Below are 17,523 nucleotides of genomic sequence, written 5' to 3'. Positions count from 1 at the left end.
GTTTTATTGTTTTAGTGAGCTTTTTGAAGTTATAGCTCTTGCTAAAACTTGGTGAAGTTATGGTTGAACATTGAACTTGTTCAATTGGAGTAGTATTGCAAGTGTTAAGTAAACGAATTAAATATAATAAATATATCAACCATTTAGGCCTAGTTGCAGCTGATGTACTTGGGTTTATGGTGGCGTTTTTTCTGACGCACGAAATTATGCTTATCACCGACGCTGAACATGCGATGAGCTATGAAAAATGGTTAAACATGTATCATGGTTACCAGTGGGTGTGTAGTTCTTTTGTATTAATGGTGTTTGGTATTGGCATATTTTGGCTGTATTTTCGACATTACAGGTATAGAAAGCCCTTTTGGAACGAGTTGAAAGAGACAGTAATTACCATATGCTTTTTGGCCATTATGAACCTTTCTTTGGTCGCTCTTGCCGAAAAAAATCTGAGTCATAACCGTTGGGCTATTTTTTGGGCATTTATGATTGTTTGTATACCATTATCTCGCTCATTACTTAAGCATACGTTAAACTATTTCGGGTTTTGGCAGTGGCCTACATTCATTATTGGCTGCGGTGAAAATGCACGTGAAGCTTATCTTGCTCTTAAAAGCGAGAAGAGAATGGGATTTAATGTAAAAGCTTTTATTGCTCCGGATGACTGCCAATGTGACAGCCCAATAGAGGGTATACCTCTATTGCGCGTAGATATTGCCTCTTTAAGAAACATTAAAAATGCTCAGGTATTTATTGCGTTGGAATATACACAATTTGAGCTTTGTGATTTTTGGCTTCGCAAGCTAGCAGCAAAGAAGCTACGAAATATTTCTGTGATACCTTCTCTAAGAGGCATACCTCTTCATGGTACTGATATCTCTCACTTTTTTAGTCACGAAGCATTGATGCTAAGAGTGCGGAATAACCTAGCTCGCCGCTCTGCAAGAGTAATGAAACGTTGCTTTGATGTGATTGTATCGTCCCTATTATTACTCGTACTATCTCCTGTGATGCTTTTTATTGGCTGGAAGGTTTCACGTGATGGCGGAGCACCGACTTATGGTCATGAACGAATTGGTCAGCATGGTAAAAAGTTCAAATGTCTCAAGTTTCGCTCGATGATCTGTAATTCTCAAGAAGTGTTAGAGCAGCTATTAGAGAGTGACCCACAAGCTAAAGCTGAATGGGATAGGGACTTTAAACTCAAAAATGATCCTAGGATCACTCCTATAGGTCACTTTATTCGCAAAACCAGTTTAGACGAACTTCCTCAGTTATGGTGCGTTCTAAAAGGAGAAATGAGCTTGGTAGGACCTCGCCCAATTGTTCAGAAAGAATTAGAGCAATACTACGGCGAGAATTCAGATTATTACCTAATGGCAAAACCAGGCATGACCGGGCTATGGCAGGTAAGCGGTAGAAACGATGTTGATTATGATACCCGAATTTACTTAGATGGGTGGTATGTCAAAAACTGGTCGATGTGGTACGACATTGCAATGTTGTTTAAAACCGTTGGCGTTGTACTACGAAGTGATGGCGCGTACTGAGTATCGTTAAAGAGAGTTGGAAATGAAGGTTTTGATAGTAAATACGCTTTATAGCCCATACAAAGTCGGTGGAGCTGAAGTTTCAACACAGTTATTAGCTGAGACACTGGTTAGCAAAGGGCACCAAGTTAGGGTAGTGACTCTTACTAAGGAAACGAGACGTTCACAGTCAGAAATAAATGGCGTTGAAGTTGTTTACGTGCCCCTGAAAAACCTTTATTGGCCTTTTTCTAGTACCAATCAACCCGCATGGAAACGCTTATGCTGGCACCTAATCGATCTTTACAACCTTCGTATGGCTAAGCAAGTTGAACAGGATCTTTTAGAGTTTAAACCTGACGTTGTGCATACCAATAATCTCGCAGGGTTTTCTGTCGCAGTATGGTCAATGATAAAACGTCATAGGATGCGTTTGGTGCATACGATGCGAGATTATTATCTCTTTCATCCTAACTGTACGCTGTTTAAGGATGGCAAAGACATCCCTATTCAAGCTAAAAGTGTGAGAACTTGGTCTTGGTTAAAAAGACACATGAGTAAAAAAGTCGATGTGGCTGTTGGTATTAGCCATTCCATATCTGAACTACATCAGAAAAACGGTATGTTCAGCAACGCTAAGAGTGCTGTTGTTTATAATCCAGTACCGACACCTAAAGTGAAAAACAATACCGGTAAGCCGTTAACCATCGGAACTATCGGACGTTTGACGTCTGAAAAGGGGTTTGATGAATTTTGTCATATATCTGAACGTTACAACGACAAAGGTGTCCGATTTGCCGCTGCCGGAAGGTTTGCTAGTGGCGTACTAGGTGAACAGTTAAAAAATAGGGCAGAAAAAGCCAACATTGATTTACTTGGTTTTGTTTCTCTCGAGGCTTTCTTAGAAACGGTAGATATTGTAGTTTTGCCTGTAAAATGGCAAGAACCATTTGGTCGTACTGTTGTTGAGTGCGCTTTGGCTGGAAAGCTGGTCTTTGTATCTTCAAAAGGTGGAATAACGGAACTGATTCCACAATTTGCTAACGTTCGAAATATGTCAGAGTTTGAACGATATATCGATGGGTTAGATGGGAATAGTGAAATAAAGCAGGTCGAGATTAGCACTTCTTTAAGTGAAGGTTTTTCTCTATCAAATATAGCATGTCAATACATTGAAAATTATAAATAAAATAGGTTAACCATGAAAATAGCAATTGCCGGTACTGGCTATGTAGGTTTGTCAAATGCAATGCTGCTTGCGCAACACCATGAAGTTGTAGCAGTTGATATTGTTAAAAAGAAAATTGACCTTCTTAATGACAAAAAATCTCCTATTGTTGATCGAGAGATCGAAGACTTTCTGCAAAACAAAGAGCTAAACTTCAGTGCGACATTGGATAAAACGAGCGCATACCATAATGCAGATTTCGTGATTATTGCTACACCAACAGATTACGACCCAAAGACGAACTACTTTAACACCGCTTCTGTAGAGTCAGTAATTAAAGATGTCACTGCAATTAACCCTGATGCAGTGATGATCATTAAGTCAACTGTACCTGTTGGTTATACTCGCAGAATTAAACAAGAACTCAGCTGTGAAAATTTAATTTTCTCGCCAGAGTTTCTGCGTGAAGGCCAAGCTTTATATGACAACCTAAATCCATCCCGTATTGTTGTGGGTGAGCGATCTGAACGAGCAAAAATGTTTGCTGATCTATTAGCTCAGGGTGCGACCAAGCAAGATATTGAGATCATCCTTACAGATTCAACTGAAGCTGAAGCGATCAAGCTTTTTGCCAACACCTATTTAGCAATGCGAGTTTCCTATTTTAATGAGTTAGATACATATGCAGAAACTCATGGTCTAGATGCACGACAAATAATCGAAGGAGTAAGCTTAGACCCAAGAATAGGTGGTCACTATAACAACCCGTCGTTTGGCTATGGTGGGTATTGCTTGCCTAAAGATACTAAACAGCTCAGGGCTAATTATCAGGATGTGCCAAATGAACTAATTAGCGCAATTGTTGACGCTAATAGAACTCGTAAGGACTTTATAGCTGACTCGATTATTAGTAAAAAGCCAAAGATTGTTGGTGTTTACCGATTGGTCATGAAATCCGGTTCTGACAACTTCCGAGCATCTGCGATGCAGGGAGTAATGAAGCGAATTAAAGCAAAAGGGATAGAGGTCGTAGTATATGAGCCAGCTCTTGATGAGCCTGAGTTTTTTAATTCAAGAGTTATTCAAGAGTTAGGCGAGTTTAAACAACTATCAGATATAATAATTACAAACCGTCATAGCAACGAGCTTTATGATGTTTTAGATAAAGTTTATACGCGTGATTTGTTTGCTTGTGATTGATATTTTTACCCTGGATTTTGTGCTCACAGTCATTGTTCAAAAATGACAGCTATTGTGAGACTTTATATTTATTGTTATGGGAAACCTATTTTGCCAATTATGATTTTGAGTGAAAACTGTGTTAAGTAAGGCTAAAGGGTTATCAGCGAATAAGTTAGTAAGGAATATAATAATTGTCGCTTCTGGCTCAGCAGGAGCACAGTTTATTAATTTTCTGGCTACACCATTTATTACGAGGTTATTTACACCTGAGGCATTTGGTGTGTTTGGGGCTTTTATATCAATAGTGTACATACTAGATCCTATTAGTGCATTTTGTTTGCCTCCAGCTATTATACTACCTAAGTCGGACTCGGAAGCTAAGCAAGTTGCTGATTTAGTATTTAAGTACTCCATAATCCTATCAATGTTATGTATGGCGGTGATTTATTTTGGAAAAGAACTAATACTAAATGTATCAACACTAGCGTTTAGCTACCATTTATTATATCTACTTCCTGTTATTGTGTTTACTACTGGACTTTATCGACTGTCAAATCAGTGGCTAATTAGGTGTGGGAAATATAAATACCCCTCATTAATACTTGTTATACAAGCTATAATTGTAAGTATTCTTAAGGTCTCCGTTGGCTTACTTAATCCTACATATATTTATTTGATACTTGTTGCGTCATTTGGTTATTTTCTTCAATGTGTACTTATATTTTATTGTGCAGTAAAGGCAGGGCTAAGACAGTGGATTAGCTTAGGCTCTGGTTTTATATCATTTAGATTAATTAAGAAATATAAAGACTTTCCATTATACGTAACTCCTCAAGTATTTTTAAATACATTGACGCAGAGTATACCGGTATTAATTCTCATGACTTATTTTGGCCCAGTGTATGCGGGCTATTATACGCTGACACGCTCTGTTTTGTCGGTGCCTATGCGATTGTTAGGAGTAGCCGTTGGTGATGTTTTCCTACCAAAGATGTCAAATGCACTAAATAGTAAGGAAAAGTTGGATAACCTCCTGAAAAAAGCAACAATAACTCTTGCTAGTGTAGGGCTTGGGCCATATTTGCTGCTAATTGCTTTCGGACCATATTTATTTGGAGTTGTGTTTGGCCATGATTGGGTAGTAGCAGGAGAATATGCTCGATGGCTATCGTTGTGGAGTTTTTCAGAACTACTTTTTATACCATCAAATAAAGCTATTTTGGTAATAAGTGAACAGAGGTTCTTTTTATTATACTCTGTGTTTTCAGTTTTGTTGAAAGTACTTTCGCTACTTGTAGGCGTGTTTGTACTAAAAACACATTTGTCTACAGTGATACTTTATAGCTTAGTGTCTGCAATGTTAAATTTCGTCTTAATTTCTATCGTATACTGTAAGTGTATGGACTGACTTGATTAACAAACTTTTTAATAAATAGTAATAAGTTTAATTCATGTAAGTTGTGATTTTTAGTGAGTGGTAAATGAGAAGTGTAAAAATAGATTTGTTGCGTTTTATAGGGTTGTCAATGATTATTTTGGCCCATGTTCACCCTGGAGCAATAGTTTTTCAATTAAGAAATTTTGATGTGCCTTTGATGGTTATAGTCTCAGGGATGGCTTTCGCAGTGTCCTTTAATGAATCTGAAAAATATTCAGAGTATATTTGGAAAAGAGTTAAAAGGCTAGTTCTTCCAGTTTGGGCATTTCTATCAATATATTTTCCTTTGGTTTTTATTTTTCGACCTTCTTCATCTGATGTAGGCTCTCTTAATGTGATATTAGGGAGTTATTTTATGATCAATGGTATTGGTTTTGTTTGGATTATTAGGGTTTTTATTTTGGTTGCTCTAGTTGCGCCATTTATCTATGGTCTCCACAAAAAAAATACTTCTGACTTTAAGTTTTTATTCACTGTTATCCTATCTCTGTTCGTATTTGAATTATTTAGGTATATATTTTCTCTACATTCAGAAGATAGTTCACTTACTTACCTATCTGCAGAATATAGTTTATTTTACTTGGTTCCGTATTCGTTATTATTTGCTTTGGGCTTGAGAATACCAAAATTAGGAAGGGAGGTGAACTATGCACTAAGTTTTTTCTTCCTTGCCATCTTCGTTTCTATTGCAGTGACTCTATATATACATACTGGTGAATTTGTTTCAACAAACGATTATAAATATCCACCCTCAATATATTACACATCTTATGCAATCTCTGTTTCTATTTTTATATGGCTTATCTCTGATAGAATTCAACATTTATTGAGTAGAGTAAAATTGTTAGAAAAGTTCGTATTACATATAGCTAGAAATACTATTTGGATATATTTGTGGCATATCCCAATGGTTAAGGTTTTAGATAAACTTGTACCAAATATGAATATACTTTTAAAGTATGTGATTGTTTCCTCATTTGGTATTACCGTCGCTTCTTGTCAAATATGGATATTGACTAGATTTCTAATCCCTAGAATTAAAAGTGTGAAGTTAGCGAAAAATTTACGGGTAGTCTTTACGGGGTGAGAAAATTTAACTCTTAAACAAGATGAGTTGATTATAAAATATGTATTGCTATGACTTAATTTGGGCATAATATATTATGAAAATAGTACTTCTACTTTTTATTTTTAATACCGACCTAGAAAGTATCGCTATCACAAGATTATAAAAAGCGAAGATAAAACAGCCAAAGGTTTTAATACCTTTGGCTGTTTAACTTGCTTTACCTAGAGTGTTCAACAACTATTAAATATCTATTGAACAGTAAACACCTGTTCAGCATATGGGTACATCTTATCAGCGATATACTTATGCATTGCAGTAGTCGGGTGGGTAACACCCCAAAATACATATTTGTCTGAGCCGTAATTCGCACATTCATTTGTCAGTGAATGGCTAGTTAAATAATCCTTCGATGAACTTCGGTTTATATCTAAACACGCATCTCTTGAGTTCTCGAACCCATAAGCCTGTGGGTCGTGGATAATTTTGTCGAATAAGCTATAGGTATCGAAGAGTAGGACATTAATGCCTTTGCTTTGATAATATTGTGCTTGCTCTTCAATGAATTTATTAAACGCTATTATCTTGGCTCTGACTTCTGCGATTTTATCTTCAGTTGAGTATTTAGACTGAGGCGCATAGGTTGCGTCCGGTAGTGTCATAAGCAAGATATTTTGCGCACCTGAGCCAGTTAAGCGAGTCATCGCACTGCTAAAGTCGGCCTCAACATCGATGAGTGAGCGATCGTAGTTCATGAAATCGTTCAAACCAAACTCAAGAGTAAATAGCGTGTTTGCTGGGTCGTAGTTTTCAGCCGCTTTCATATACTCGATATACGATTTGACTTGCTCATTGACACCAGTGAGCACTCCATACTGGTTCTCTCCAGCAGCGCCACCTACCGCCCAGTTATAGACTGGAATATTGAGATCTTCGGCCAAATACTCTGTCCAAACGAACCCATTGCTAAAATGTTCTAAGAACCAAGTGTTTGGGTTAGGGAAAAGCCACTGAGAAGCATTAAATATGTTGCCGGTATCAGAGAGGCTATCTCCAAACGAAATCATTTTGTTGATCTTCGAAGTATTCTCAGAATCATTAGTCCAAATAGTGTGGTTATAAGAAAAGCGATTGTCTGAAGCAAAGAACAGTATGTCGGCTGTGTTGTGGGTTACACCAAGTGTTTCACTGCACCTCTGCTTAATCTCTTGCTGTGATGTGTTGGTGTAAAACATGTTTCGCCATTTGAAGTCGGATTTCCAATATCCATCTATTGAATAGTAATTGCCATTTGGTTTGACTGCCCACTCCCAAGAAGTCGTGGAGTCATCGTGTGATTGCGCTGGTCGATACCAGCATCGAACGTAGGTATATGTCTCATTAGATTGGCCCAATAATGAGTTAGACGTGGTGATAGGTTCGATAGGAGGTGGATCAGCATAAACATTAAAGCAGATCGTGGAAAGGAATAATGTCCTGATAAATGTTTTAATCACAATTTACTATCCTGTAAATATTGGTTTGAGTTTATATATTATTTTGATAAATGATGGAGTCAAAGAGTTTAACAAAATCAGATTTCAAACTGACGGCGTGCTCATAAAACAAACAATTCATATATACAATACGGTCAATAGCGTATTGAAAGGTAATTCTGCAATCAGCGTGTACACTTTAATTGGATGGGATGGAAGAGTGTGCGGTATGAAAGTTTCTAAAGCGTTATTGCCTTTAATATTGCTTTGTAGTGTTAGCTTCGCAGCGAATGCAGAAGGAGCGAAAAAAGAGTTGAGGTGGATGGTCACTATTGAACCACCGATTACTTATCTAGATGCAAGCGGCAACTATAAAGGCTATGGCATTGAGATATTAAAAAGAATTCAGGCGAGCCTACCAAGTTACGAGCATACTATTTTTGTGGCTGGAAATTACAAAAGACTAGTGCAGGAGGTGCAAGATAAACAATCACTAAGCTGCGCGTTAGGTTTATTCAAAACTGATGAACGACTAAAAATCTTATACTACGCACACGTGCCAGTGTTCTACTTTTTTAATATGCAGATTGCTATGCGAACTAGTATGTTTGAAGAAATGGGTAAGCCGGAGCAACTTTCACTTCACCATATGATGAATCAGAAAAATTACACACTAGGGCTCTCCGATGGGCGAACATACTCTTCCGCCATTAGAGAAATCGTCGATCAATACAAAGGGCAATCAAACGTGAGAATGAGCTCTCAAGGGAATGTCGGTGAAAGCTTATTAAACATGGTGTCGCTTGGTAGAATTGATTATACGTTTGTCTATCCAGAAGAAGCCATTTACCTCTCACGTAAACATGGCTTAGAAAACAAAATTACTACAGTACCGATTGCTGAAGCTAAGCAACTTGGCTATTCGTGGCCAGTTTGTACAAAAACTGCAGAAGGGAGTCAGATCGCAAGCCAAATAACCAATGCTCTCACGTTAATGCGACAAGAAGATAGCTATAGAGAATTGTATGAAAACTGGTTGTCTTCAAACTTACTAAAAAGCTATCGTAAGAAGTATCAGGAAGAGTTTTTAAAGATATATGAGTAACAAAACAAACAACCTGAATATTCTATGTTCAGGTTGCTTGATTTAGTTTTCATTCTGGACTGTTAAATTGACGCTTACTTGCCGTTCCAAGCATTAAGAGCGTCATGGCGTACTTGGCTCTTTCCAGCGTTATCAAGTTTGAAGTAGCCTTTTGCTAGTCCACCTTCCCAGCTACCATAAGTTGGGTTTGGCAAGACAATATAACGCGTACCGTAAAGCGAGTGTTCTGCATTAACGTGGTCGCGACGAACTTCGTTAGATTTGTGGATTACTTTAGAATCAAAGTCATCTAAGTTGTCGCCAACCAGCATAACAATCTTGTAGCCTTCATCAGTGATGATAGAGCGACGTGCTTTTTTATCAGATGTGGTAGTTTTTAGAAGGACGGTTTTGTCATTCACGCCTGAGAAGCCAAGCTTTTTCAGGTTTTTGATGGTTTCTTTCAGGTTTGTTTCAGAGCGGTTACTTACGTAGAAAACAGTTCCACCATGTGAATCGATGTATTTTGAGAATTCGATAGCCCCAGGAATAGCCTTCGCTTTAGCAGCTTGTTCCCACTTACCCCAAGTTTTAGATGAATAGCCTTGGCCGTGCTTAATTTGCCATGCTGCATACGCGCTGTTATTAATCATGGTCTCATCAAGATCGACAACTACCGCCAGTTTCTCTTTACTATTGTCTTGTTTGGCTTGAGATTTAAAGTGATCAAACGACATTTTCGCTACGTTAAATGCTTGATAAGCTAGAGCTCGATACTCTCCAGATTGCTGAACCCAATCCACGGCAAGTACAGCTTGATTCTGTAACTGAGCACTAGTGACTGGTTGTTCTTTGGCTGCAACTTGCCATGAGGTGGCTGTGATAACTGCAGTCGCAATAACCGCCAAAGCTTTATTTTTCATTTTACACTCCTGTAAACATCAAAGGTGCACACCCACGAGCAACGTGTTCGAACTGCTATTGCTATCAGGTGCTTTCTGGTTCTACAAACTACATAAATGAGACGAAACTCAATCTGTTGTAAAACTATGCGTAAATGTAATATTTCGTTAGGAAATATTGTTTTGGCATTGTCGATGAACTCCCTTTGTTGGTGCAAGTGGGAATTTCAACGAATACTCTGATGTGAGATCACGATCTCATATGTCTTATTAATTAACAAATTGCATAAATGTGAGATGTAAAACGAACTTTAGTTTCGGTTAAAAAGTGGAGAGTCTTGAGTATTTGGCCAAACAGTACTCGAAATCTTGCAAAATTAGTCACTTTAAGCGTCGTAATTCGCTTAACCGATGTACCGCAGAATTACTTACTAATAGATAAATAAAACAATAATATAAATGCCAATATGCGAGTTGCGTACTTGCAATTATTTTAGAAAACCAAATTTTTTTTGATCTAGAGTGTTACAAACGCAAACGTTTGCTGTATCCTTTGCGTCCTCAAATTCTATGTGTTCGGTGAATCATTCATAGTATATGAATCGAGTGTGATAGTTCGCTTCTTTGGGTTATTTACCAACCACTAAACGCAGTATAAACAAGTATTCGCAAGGAACTTTCAACATGTCTGAAAAGACCTCATTCACTCCAAACTCAAACTCAGAGAGTGACGGCGCAAACCACAACAGTGGTTTTGATAAGTTTTTTAAAATTACTCAACGCGGTAGTAGCGTTAAGCAAGAGCTAGTTGCAGGGCTTACCACATTCTTGGCAATGGTTTACTCCGTCATTGTCGTACCTAACATGTTAGGGGATGCTGGCTTTAACCAAGGAGCAGTATTTATTGCAACGTGTTTAGTTGCTGCATTTGGCTCTCTTGTTATGGGTCTTTGGGCTCGTTTGCCAATGGCAATTGGCTGTGCAATCTCACTGACTGCGTTTACCGCATTTAGCTTAGTGTTAGGGCAGGGCGTGAGTGTTCCAGTTGCGCTAGGTGCAGTGTTCTTGATGGGTGTTGTGTTTACTATCATAACTGTAACCGGTATTAGACAGTGGATTTTATCCAATCTACCTTTTGGTGTTGCACATGGTACTGGTATCGGAATCGGCTTGTTCTTACTACTTATTGCTGCAAACGGTGTTGGCTTAGTCGTGAAGAACCCAGAAGCTGGGCTACCAGTAGCATTAGGTCACTTTACTTCGTTTCCAGTTATTATGTCTGTTGTTGGTCTAGCCGCCATAATCGGCCTAGAGAAGCGTAAGGTTCCAGGTGGCATCTTAATTGTCATTATTGCAATTTCAATCTTAGGGCTAATCTTTGATCCAAACGTGGTCTACAAAGGCTTATTTGCTATGCCAGAATTTGGTGGCAAAGACTCGTTATTCGGTAAGCTTGATATTATGGGAGCTTTGTCTCCAATCGTTATTCCTAGCGTATTAGCGTTGGTGACTACGGCTATTTTTGACGCGACTGGCACGATTCGCGCGGTGGCTGGCCAAGCTAATTTGCTAGACAAAGACGGGCAAATTATTGATGGTGGTAAAGCGCTTACTTCAGACTCAATGACAAGTATTCTTGCTGGTTTCGTTGGCGGTGCGCCAGCAGCGGTATATATTGAATCTGCAGCGGGTACAGCCGCTGGTGGTAAAACAGGCCTTACAGCAACGGTTGTTGGCGTCCTGTTCCTACTCATGCTGTTCTTATCTCCAGTGAGCTACTTAGTTCCGAGCTATGCGACTGCACCTGCTCTAATGTATGTTGGTTTGTTGATGCTAGGAAATGTAACTAAGTTGGATATGTCTGACTCAGTGGACGCTCTGTCAGGATTAATCTGTGCGGTGTTTATCGTGTTAACTTGCAACATAGTAACAGGAATTATGCTTGGCTTTGGCTCGCTAGTAATTGGTCGCGTCATTTCTGGTGAGTGGAAGAAGCTTAATGTTGGTACAGTAATCATTGCTATTGTCCTAGTTGCATTTTACGCTGGCGGTTGGGCTATCTAGTCAAAATATTTGCAAGAAAATCCCACCTTCATGGTGGGATTTTTTATATCTAAATTTGGTATACAAGCACTAATTTAATGTGCTGTGTTTCATATCTATATTCTTACTCTAATAAATAACTCCCTTCTTAGAGAAATACCGAATAAATAATCTATAAAATTATAATTAGCTAATACTGTTGATTAAATTTTAGAGCAAAACTTCACATCTATCTTATAACTTGTTGTATTAAGTATATACACTAAAAAATAGACGATAAATATATTTGTAAGTTTCTATAATCATGTGCTTTACTCAATGTTACTAAATTAAATTTAACGATATTTAATATTTATCATGAGCTTAGGAAACAATAAGAGTTTCTGAGGGTTTCTGCTTCATTTTCAGCATCGTTATTATGCGAATTAAGTTGTATAACGGGTGGAACGAGAGCCTTCTATATATTTGTACACGTTAGAGGATGTTATTTGATTATGAAATTGGTATCTAAATATGTAGTTACATTGATGATGAGCTGTTTGGCATTTTACAGTTTTGCAGGTAAGAAAGAGGTACCACTAGATATCGATGGTGTTACTAAAGTTACAGCGGATGAATTAATTGATCTAGTTGATGAGCATGACAACTTGGTCATTATCGACTCACGTGTAGCTAAGGATAGGTTGGGGGGCTTCATTGAAGGTTCGATCTCTCTTACGGATGTTGACACTACCCCTGAATCATTAGCAAAAGTTTTGGCGACCAAGAATACACCAGTGATTTTTTACTGTAATGGCTCCAAATGCGCTCGTAGTATGAATGCCGCCAAAATCGCGTACAAAGAACAGTACTCGAAAATATATTGGTTCCGTGGTGGCTGGGAAGAGTGGACAGATAAGGGGTACCCAATAAGCAAGTAGTGGGCAATCATACTATCACCAATAGGGTGAATTTATGGTAAGCGGGAAATTTGCAAAGGAAGCAAAGATTCATGTGGCTATCAAAAATCTCTACAAAAGTACTTATCACTGCATTGGTTGTTATTCTGTCGGGCATATTATTTGTTGTCGAAATTATTACAACGCAGCAATTTAGGCACTTATCTCAAGAAGTTAGCGAACGAATCATGAGTCGCTTTATTGAAGTAACCTCGACGGAGGAGATGGTAGAGATTGGTGAAATTCTTGATAGCTTGGGTGTTGAAATTCAATCGGATAGAGACCTAAGAAAAATTGTAAAAAGTTACATTAAGACAGGAGAAAATAAAGCGGGTCTCGCTGATTATCTAAATGAATCATTTAATCGTCGATATCAAACCTTTGGGCTGATTGATATACAGAAAATTAGGGCATTTGATACAAGGTTTAACTACTTAGCATCAAGTACGCAGGGCGTTCAGTCGTTTTCTAAAAGCCTAAACCCTGAGTTTTTAAAAGTTGTCGAAGGAAGAAAAGGAAATGAAAAGCTAAAAGTCGCCAAATATGTTTGGTCTTCTAATGGTATTCCGAGTTATTCGATACTGGTTCCTGTTGGTGGTTTAAGGGTTATTGGATATGTAGAAATAGTGGTTGATCCAATACACAATATTAAGAATATTGAAAGCAAGATAGATTCGCCTGTTGAAATTTTAGATGGGAATGGGGACGTTCGTTATCGAGCAGAGAGCTTTCCAACGGATTTATCGAATTATGTTATGTCGAAGTTCTCATTGGATACTTCCGATGGTAAGCCGTTAATAACGATAGAGGGAGCTTTTAATAATGAATATCTTATTTCACGTTCAGAGTATTTACGAAATGTCACATTTGCTGGCTTCTTAGGTATTGTAGTCCTCTTCATGTTTTTTTCGATTGCTTTTCTAAACAAACTTCTATTTAAGCCAATTCATGAAATTGTTGAACATATGAAGCAAGTCTCGAATGGTGATCTTACAGTGAGCGCGAAAGAAGAGGGAATATATGAAGTTAGTACTCTAAATAAAGGGCTAATAAAGCTCATATCAAGCTTTCGAGAGAATGTGAGTAATATTAAAGAGAATAGTGTTGGTCTATACGAGTCTGCCAACAAAGTGTGCCAAGATGCAGACAATACCAAGCGCTCAATTACGATACAGCAGCAGAAAACCGAGTCTGTGGTTAGCGCAATGGGACAAATGGATTCGAGTATTAATGAAGTCGCTCAAAGCTCAGCTGCAGCGGCTAAAGAAGCGAAAGTATCCCAGCAAAAAACTTCAGAAGGTAAGCAAAGCGTTACCAGTGTGATACATACAATTGAGCAACTTTCTGAACAAATACTGAGTTCGGAAAAGGTTATCACCAAGCTGTCCGAACAAACGAATTCTATCAACTCTATTTTGGATGATATTACGTCGATATCTGAACAAACTAACCTGTTAGCGTTGAATGCTGCGATAGAAGCGGCGCGTGCTGGTGACGCAGGTCGCGGTTTTGCCGTCGTAGCGGATGAAGTTCGTTCTCTAGCAACTCATAGTCAAGAATCGGCTAACAATATTCGAAAAATGATATCCATTTTGCAAGGGAATGCGGAGGAAGCCGTCGAGAGTATGGCTGTCAGTCAAACTACGGCTAAACAGGCGGTCGACGACGTCGCATCGGCTGGTGAGACGATAAACGAGTTAGCAGATTTTATGGAAACACTGAGTGATATAAATATTAGAGTAGCCGCTGAAGCTGAGAACCAAATTGTAGTTTCAAATAGGATAAACAAAGACATCATCAGCATACGAGATGTTGGGCAAGACAATACCAAAGTCGCCGATCATACCTTCAAAGGAGGAGAAGATATGCTCAACTTAGCGAATGTTCTAGACTCATCAGTTAAAAAATTTAGTATTTAGTTAAATAAAAAATATTAGGTAACACTAAAACTAGTGAAATAAAGCTAGCACTAGAGACTGTATGTCTTTTTGGTATCGAGTAGCTATTTATTCAAATATAAACTGAGACTTTATAAATAAAGGTCATTAGATGAATGATATGAATTTCAAAATACCTAAGCTAAAAGAACTATTATCACAAACAAAAACTAACCGAGTAATACTCTTAGCTGAATTAAATGTTTATTTAGAAGGGCTAGATGCTGAGGAAAGAATTGCTTGGGCGTTGAATAATCTACCTAGTACTCATATTGTTTCTTCAAGTTTTGGTGTTCAATCAGCAGTAATGCTTCACTTGATGGTAAATCATCTTCCGGAGATCCCTGTTGTATTGACGGATACTGGCTATTTATTTCCAGAAACATATCGATTTATCGATCAGCTGACTGAAAATTTAGAGTTGAATTTAAAAACCTTTAGAGCTGAGTTTAGTCCTTCTTGGCAAGAGGCTCGATACGGAAAGCTTTGGCAAAAAGGGCTTGATGGAATTAAAAAGTACAATGATTTGAACAAAGTCATGCCAATGAAAAAAGCGCTAAGCGAACTAGCTGTTGGAACATGGTTCTCTGGATTGAGACGAGGTCAGTCTGAGAGCCGTGCCAACTTACCTATATTGTCCATTCAGCACAACGTTTTCAAATTCCTACCAGTTATTGATTGGACAAGTGAAGATATAGATAAATACATAAAAGCAAATAACTTGAAGTATCACCCTTTGAAAGCTGAAGGGTATGTGTCAATTGGAGATACACACACCACTACCAAATGGGATCCTTCATTGAAGCAAGAGGAAACGCGATTTTTCGGTTTAAAAAGAGAATGTGGTTTACATGAAGACGAGGAGTATAGCGAAGACAGCTGGGGTGATTGATTAGCGTATCAAGAAACTCTATAGAAAGGAGCAGAGAACAGATCGAGACTCCGAACTTATAATAACAAGCGGCTTGAGCATCTATAACGATAGTGACTTAGGCTTTCTCAGGAGAGGTGTTGCAAGATCATGATGATTGATATTGAACCTTCAATTTTAGTTGCCACTATATTTGCTGCGACTATTTTTTCACTCATAAAGTATCAAAATTATCCCGAGAGAGTGTTTGGTATAGCTGCGTTTGGCCTATATGTGCTTGGTTTGGTCTCAACTCAGCAAGTTATTGCTAGCTTTTCTAATAAAGGTTTATTGACGCTAATTGCATTGATGGTGTGTTCCGTCAGTTTAGAAAGAACTAAGTTGCTTAGAGCTATTGCCGTTTTTGTTATCAAAGAAAGCTATCGTAAGACTTGGCTACGCCTATTTGGTTTAACCGTCATTTCATCTGCATTTTTGAACAATACCGCTGTTGTATCAACAATGCTTTCTCCTATTCGCAATAATACGTATCACGCGTCTGGAAAACTACTCATTCCACTTTCATATGCAGCAATATTTGGTGGAACACTCACTTTAGTCGGCACTTCAACGAACCTGATCGTCAACAGTATGGTGATTGACAGTGGCTCGCCTTTACTTGGTTTTTTCGATTTTACTCCCATTGGTGCCTGCGTAATATTGGTATGTGGTAGTTTGCTTTTTATGTTGTCACCGTTGTTACCAGCAACAGAGAAAGAAGCCGCAAAGTCTTCAGAGTATTTCATTGACGCAAAAGTTTCTGATGATTCTCCTTTAGTTGGAAAAAGTGCAGAGCAAAGTGGGCTGCTCAATTTAGAGTCGTTGTTTTTGGTCGAAATCCTACGCCGCGGGCGCCTAATTTCTCCTGTTTCACCTCAAGAAGAAATAGAACCTAGAGATAGATTGATTTTCAGTGGAGATATCAAAAAAGTTACTCTTCTTAGCCAGTTTGAAGGGCTTGATCTATTTGCCAATAAGAATGGCTTGCCGATGGATAACTTAGTGGAAGTCGTTGTTAAGCCAGAAAGTGGACTTGTCGGTACGAGGCTAAAATATGCTGGTTTTCGTGTTCAGTATAATGCTGCTGTAGTGGCCGTTAGAAGAGATGGTGACAAAATATCGGGTAAGCTACGTGAGGTTGTGCTGAGAGCGGGTGATTTCTTGGTACTCGCTGTAGGTGAAGATTTTAAAGAGCGGCACAACATAAGAAAAAACTTCTTTGTATTAAGTGACTTAGAAACAGAGAAAACGCTTAATCCAATCCAAGAAAAAATAGCAATCGGTGGTTTTTTTACCGCGATAGTGCTGGCTGCAGTGGGTTTCGTCCCACTACTAAAGGCGATGCTTATTTTAATTGGTGTTCTTCTCACCACAGGTTGCCTGTGCTCAAACGAGGTTATGCAACGACTACCTAAACAAATATGGCTAATTATATCTTCTGCGCTGCTGCTCTCTCACGCGATGATGAGCAGTGGAGCATTAGATTTTCTTGGCGAACTTGTTCACTCAAATCATCATATTTTTACACCTTTTATCGGATTGATTTTGGTATATACGATGACGTGGGTGATGACTGAGTTGGTAACAAATAATGCTGCTGCTGCATTAACTTTTCCGATTGCATATAGTCTTTCACTTGTTTTAGCTGCTAACCCGAAAGCGTACATACTTGCGGTGGCATTTGGTGCAAGTACGAGTTTCATTAACCCTTACGGATATCAAACAAATTTAATGGTGTTCAGTGCTGGTAAATATCACCTCGGTGATTTTGTCAAAATCGGTGCGCCAATAAGCATTGCATATGGGATTACGGTAATTAGCGCGATAACGCTAATTATTGGTTTGTGATGGATG

At 38.4% G+C, this 17,523-nt stretch carries 13 protein-coding genes; 11 read left to right on the top strand and 2 right to left on the bottom strand.

The genetic code is table 11. The annotated features are described in order from the left end of the window. Nucleotides 1-101: 101 nt before the first annotated feature. The 5 genes from wbaP (at nt 102) to L7A31_RS12465 (ending at nt 6,401) form a co-directional block, all read left to right on the top strand. The gene (wbaP, locus tag L7A31_RS12485) at nt 102-1,547 is read left to right on the top strand and encodes an undecaprenyl-phosphate galactose phosphotransferase WbaP (protein ID WP_237363564.1); all 1,446 of its coding nucleotides are present in this window, start codon (nt 102-104) and stop codon (nt 1,545-1,547) included. A gap of 22 nt (nt 1,548-1,569) precedes the next feature. After that, the gene (locus L7A31_RS12480; protein ID WP_237362025.1) at nt 1,570-2,715 is read left to right on the top strand and encodes a glycosyltransferase family 4 protein; all 1,146 of its coding nucleotides are present in this window, start codon (nt 1,570-1,572) and stop codon (nt 2,713-2,715) included. Between the two features lie 12 nt (nt 2,716-2,727). Beyond that, nucleotides 2,728-3,894 carry a nucleotide sugar dehydrogenase gene (locus L7A31_RS12475; protein ID WP_237362024.1) on the top strand — a complete coding sequence of 389 codons (1,167 nt, stop codon included), beginning with the start codon at nt 2,728-2,730 and terminating at the stop codon, nt 3,892-3,894. A gap of 109 nt (nt 3,895-4,003) precedes the next feature. Further along, nucleotides 4,004-5,284 (top strand): lipopolysaccharide biosynthesis protein, encoded by a 1,281-nt coding sequence (locus L7A31_RS12470; RefSeq protein WP_237362022.1) that lies wholly within the window; start codon nt 4,004-4,006, stop codon nt 5,282-5,284. Between the two features lie 73 nt (nt 5,285-5,357). Further along, complete coding sequence (locus L7A31_RS12465; RefSeq protein ID WP_237362020.1) at nt 5,358-6,401, top strand: acyltransferase family protein; 1,044 nt, start codon at nt 5,358-5,360, stop codon at nt 6,399-6,401. 230 nt (nt 6,402-6,631) lie between these two features. Here L7A31_RS12465 and L7A31_RS12460 read toward each other — a convergent pair whose 3' ends face one another. After that, nucleotides 6,632-7,861, bottom strand: a complete 1,230-nt coding sequence (locus L7A31_RS12460; RefSeq protein WP_237363563.1) for an SGNH/GDSL hydrolase family protein — start codon at nt 7,859-7,861, stop codon at nt 6,632-6,634. A gap of 223 nt (nt 7,862-8,084) precedes the next feature. Between L7A31_RS12460 and L7A31_RS12455 the strand changes: the two genes are divergently transcribed. Further along, nucleotides 8,085-8,960, top strand: coding sequence for a transporter substrate-binding domain-containing protein (locus tag L7A31_RS12455; protein WP_237362019.1), 876 nt, complete (start codon nt 8,085-8,087; stop codon nt 8,958-8,960). 74 nt (nt 8,961-9,034) lie between these two features. On the opposite strand, the gene L7A31_RS12450 is transcribed toward L7A31_RS12455, so the two are convergent. Then, nucleotides 9,035-9,862, bottom strand: a complete 828-nt coding sequence (locus L7A31_RS12450; protein WP_237362018.1) for a 5'-nucleotidase, lipoprotein e(P4) family — start codon at nt 9,860-9,862, stop codon at nt 9,035-9,037. Nucleotides 9,863-10,525: 663 nt separating this feature from the next. Between L7A31_RS12450 and L7A31_RS12445 the strand changes: the two genes are divergently transcribed. The 5 genes from L7A31_RS12445 to L7A31_RS12425 all read left to right on the top strand — a co-directional run bounded on the left by L7A31_RS12445 (nt 10,526) and on the right by L7A31_RS12425 (nt 17,517). Continuing rightward, the gene (locus L7A31_RS12445) at nt 10,526-11,905 is read left to right on the top strand and encodes an NCS2 family permease (RefSeq protein WP_237362017.1); all 1,380 of its coding nucleotides are present in this window, start codon (nt 10,526-10,528) and stop codon (nt 11,903-11,905) included. 473 nt (nt 11,906-12,378) lie between these two features. After that, entirely contained in the window at nt 12,379-12,804 is a 426-nt protein-coding gene (locus L7A31_RS12440) for a rhodanese-like domain-containing protein (protein ID WP_237362016.1), read from the top strand. 71 nt (nt 12,805-12,875) lie between these two features. Further along, complete coding sequence (locus tag L7A31_RS12435; protein ID WP_237362015.1) at nt 12,876-14,741, top strand: methyl-accepting chemotaxis protein; 1,866 nt, start codon at nt 12,876-12,878, stop codon at nt 14,739-14,741. Between the two features lie 130 nt (nt 14,742-14,871). Beyond that, the gene (locus L7A31_RS12430) at nt 14,872-15,651 is read left to right on the top strand and encodes a phosphoadenylyl-sulfate reductase (protein ID WP_237362013.1); all 780 of its coding nucleotides are present in this window, start codon (nt 14,872-14,874) and stop codon (nt 15,649-15,651) included. Nucleotides 15,652-15,780: 129 nt separating this feature from the next. Beyond that, nucleotides 15,781-17,517, top strand: coding sequence for an SLC13 family permease (locus L7A31_RS12425; protein WP_435532891.1), 1,737 nt, complete (start codon nt 15,781-15,783; stop codon nt 17,515-17,517). Nucleotides 17,518-17,523 lie beyond the last annotated feature (6 nt).

Source organism: Vibrio marisflavi CECT 7928, from assembly GCF_921294215.1.
GTDB classification, from domain to species: Bacteria; Pseudomonadota; Gammaproteobacteria; order Enterobacterales; family Vibrionaceae; genus Vibrio; species Vibrio marisflavi.
This window is presented reverse-complemented; position numbering and strand designations above follow the sequence as displayed.

Bases quoted from the DNA above. Each gene is read 5' to 3' on its own strand.
- L7A31_RS12480 (WP_237362025.1), top strand. From the start codon at position 1,570: ATGAAGGTTTTGATAGTAAATACGCTTTATAGCCCATACAAAGTCGGT.
- L7A31_RS12475 (WP_237362024.1), top strand. From the start codon at position 2,728: ATGAAAATAGCAATTGCCGGTACTGGCTATGTAGGTTTGTCAAATGCA.
- L7A31_RS12465 (WP_237362020.1), top strand. From the start codon at position 5,358: ATGAGAAGTGTAAAAATAGATTTGTTGCGTTTTATAGGGTTGTCAATG.
- L7A31_RS12455 (WP_237362019.1), top strand. From the start codon at position 8,085: ATGAAAGTTTCTAAAGCGTTATTGCCTTTAATATTGCTTTGTAGTGTT.
- L7A31_RS12450 (WP_237362018.1), bottom strand. From the start codon at position 9,862: ATGAAAAATAAAGCTTTGGCGGTTATTGCGACTGCAGTTATCACAGCC.
- L7A31_RS12445 (WP_237362017.1), top strand. From the start codon at position 10,526: ATGTCTGAAAAGACCTCATTCACTCCAAACTCAAACTCAGAGAGTGAC.
- L7A31_RS12440 (WP_237362016.1), top strand. From the start codon at position 12,379: ATGAAATTGGTATCTAAATATGTAGTTACATTGATGATGAGCTGTTTG.
- L7A31_RS12435 (WP_237362015.1), top strand. From the start codon at position 12,876: ATGTGGCTATCAAAAATCTCTACAAAAGTACTTATCACTGCATTGGTT.
- L7A31_RS12430 (WP_237362013.1), top strand. From the start codon at position 14,872: ATGAATGATATGAATTTCAAAATACCTAAGCTAAAAGAACTATTATCA.
- L7A31_RS12425 (WP_435532891.1), top strand. From the start codon at position 15,781: ATGATGATTGATATTGAACCTTCAATTTTAGTTGCCACTATATTTGCT.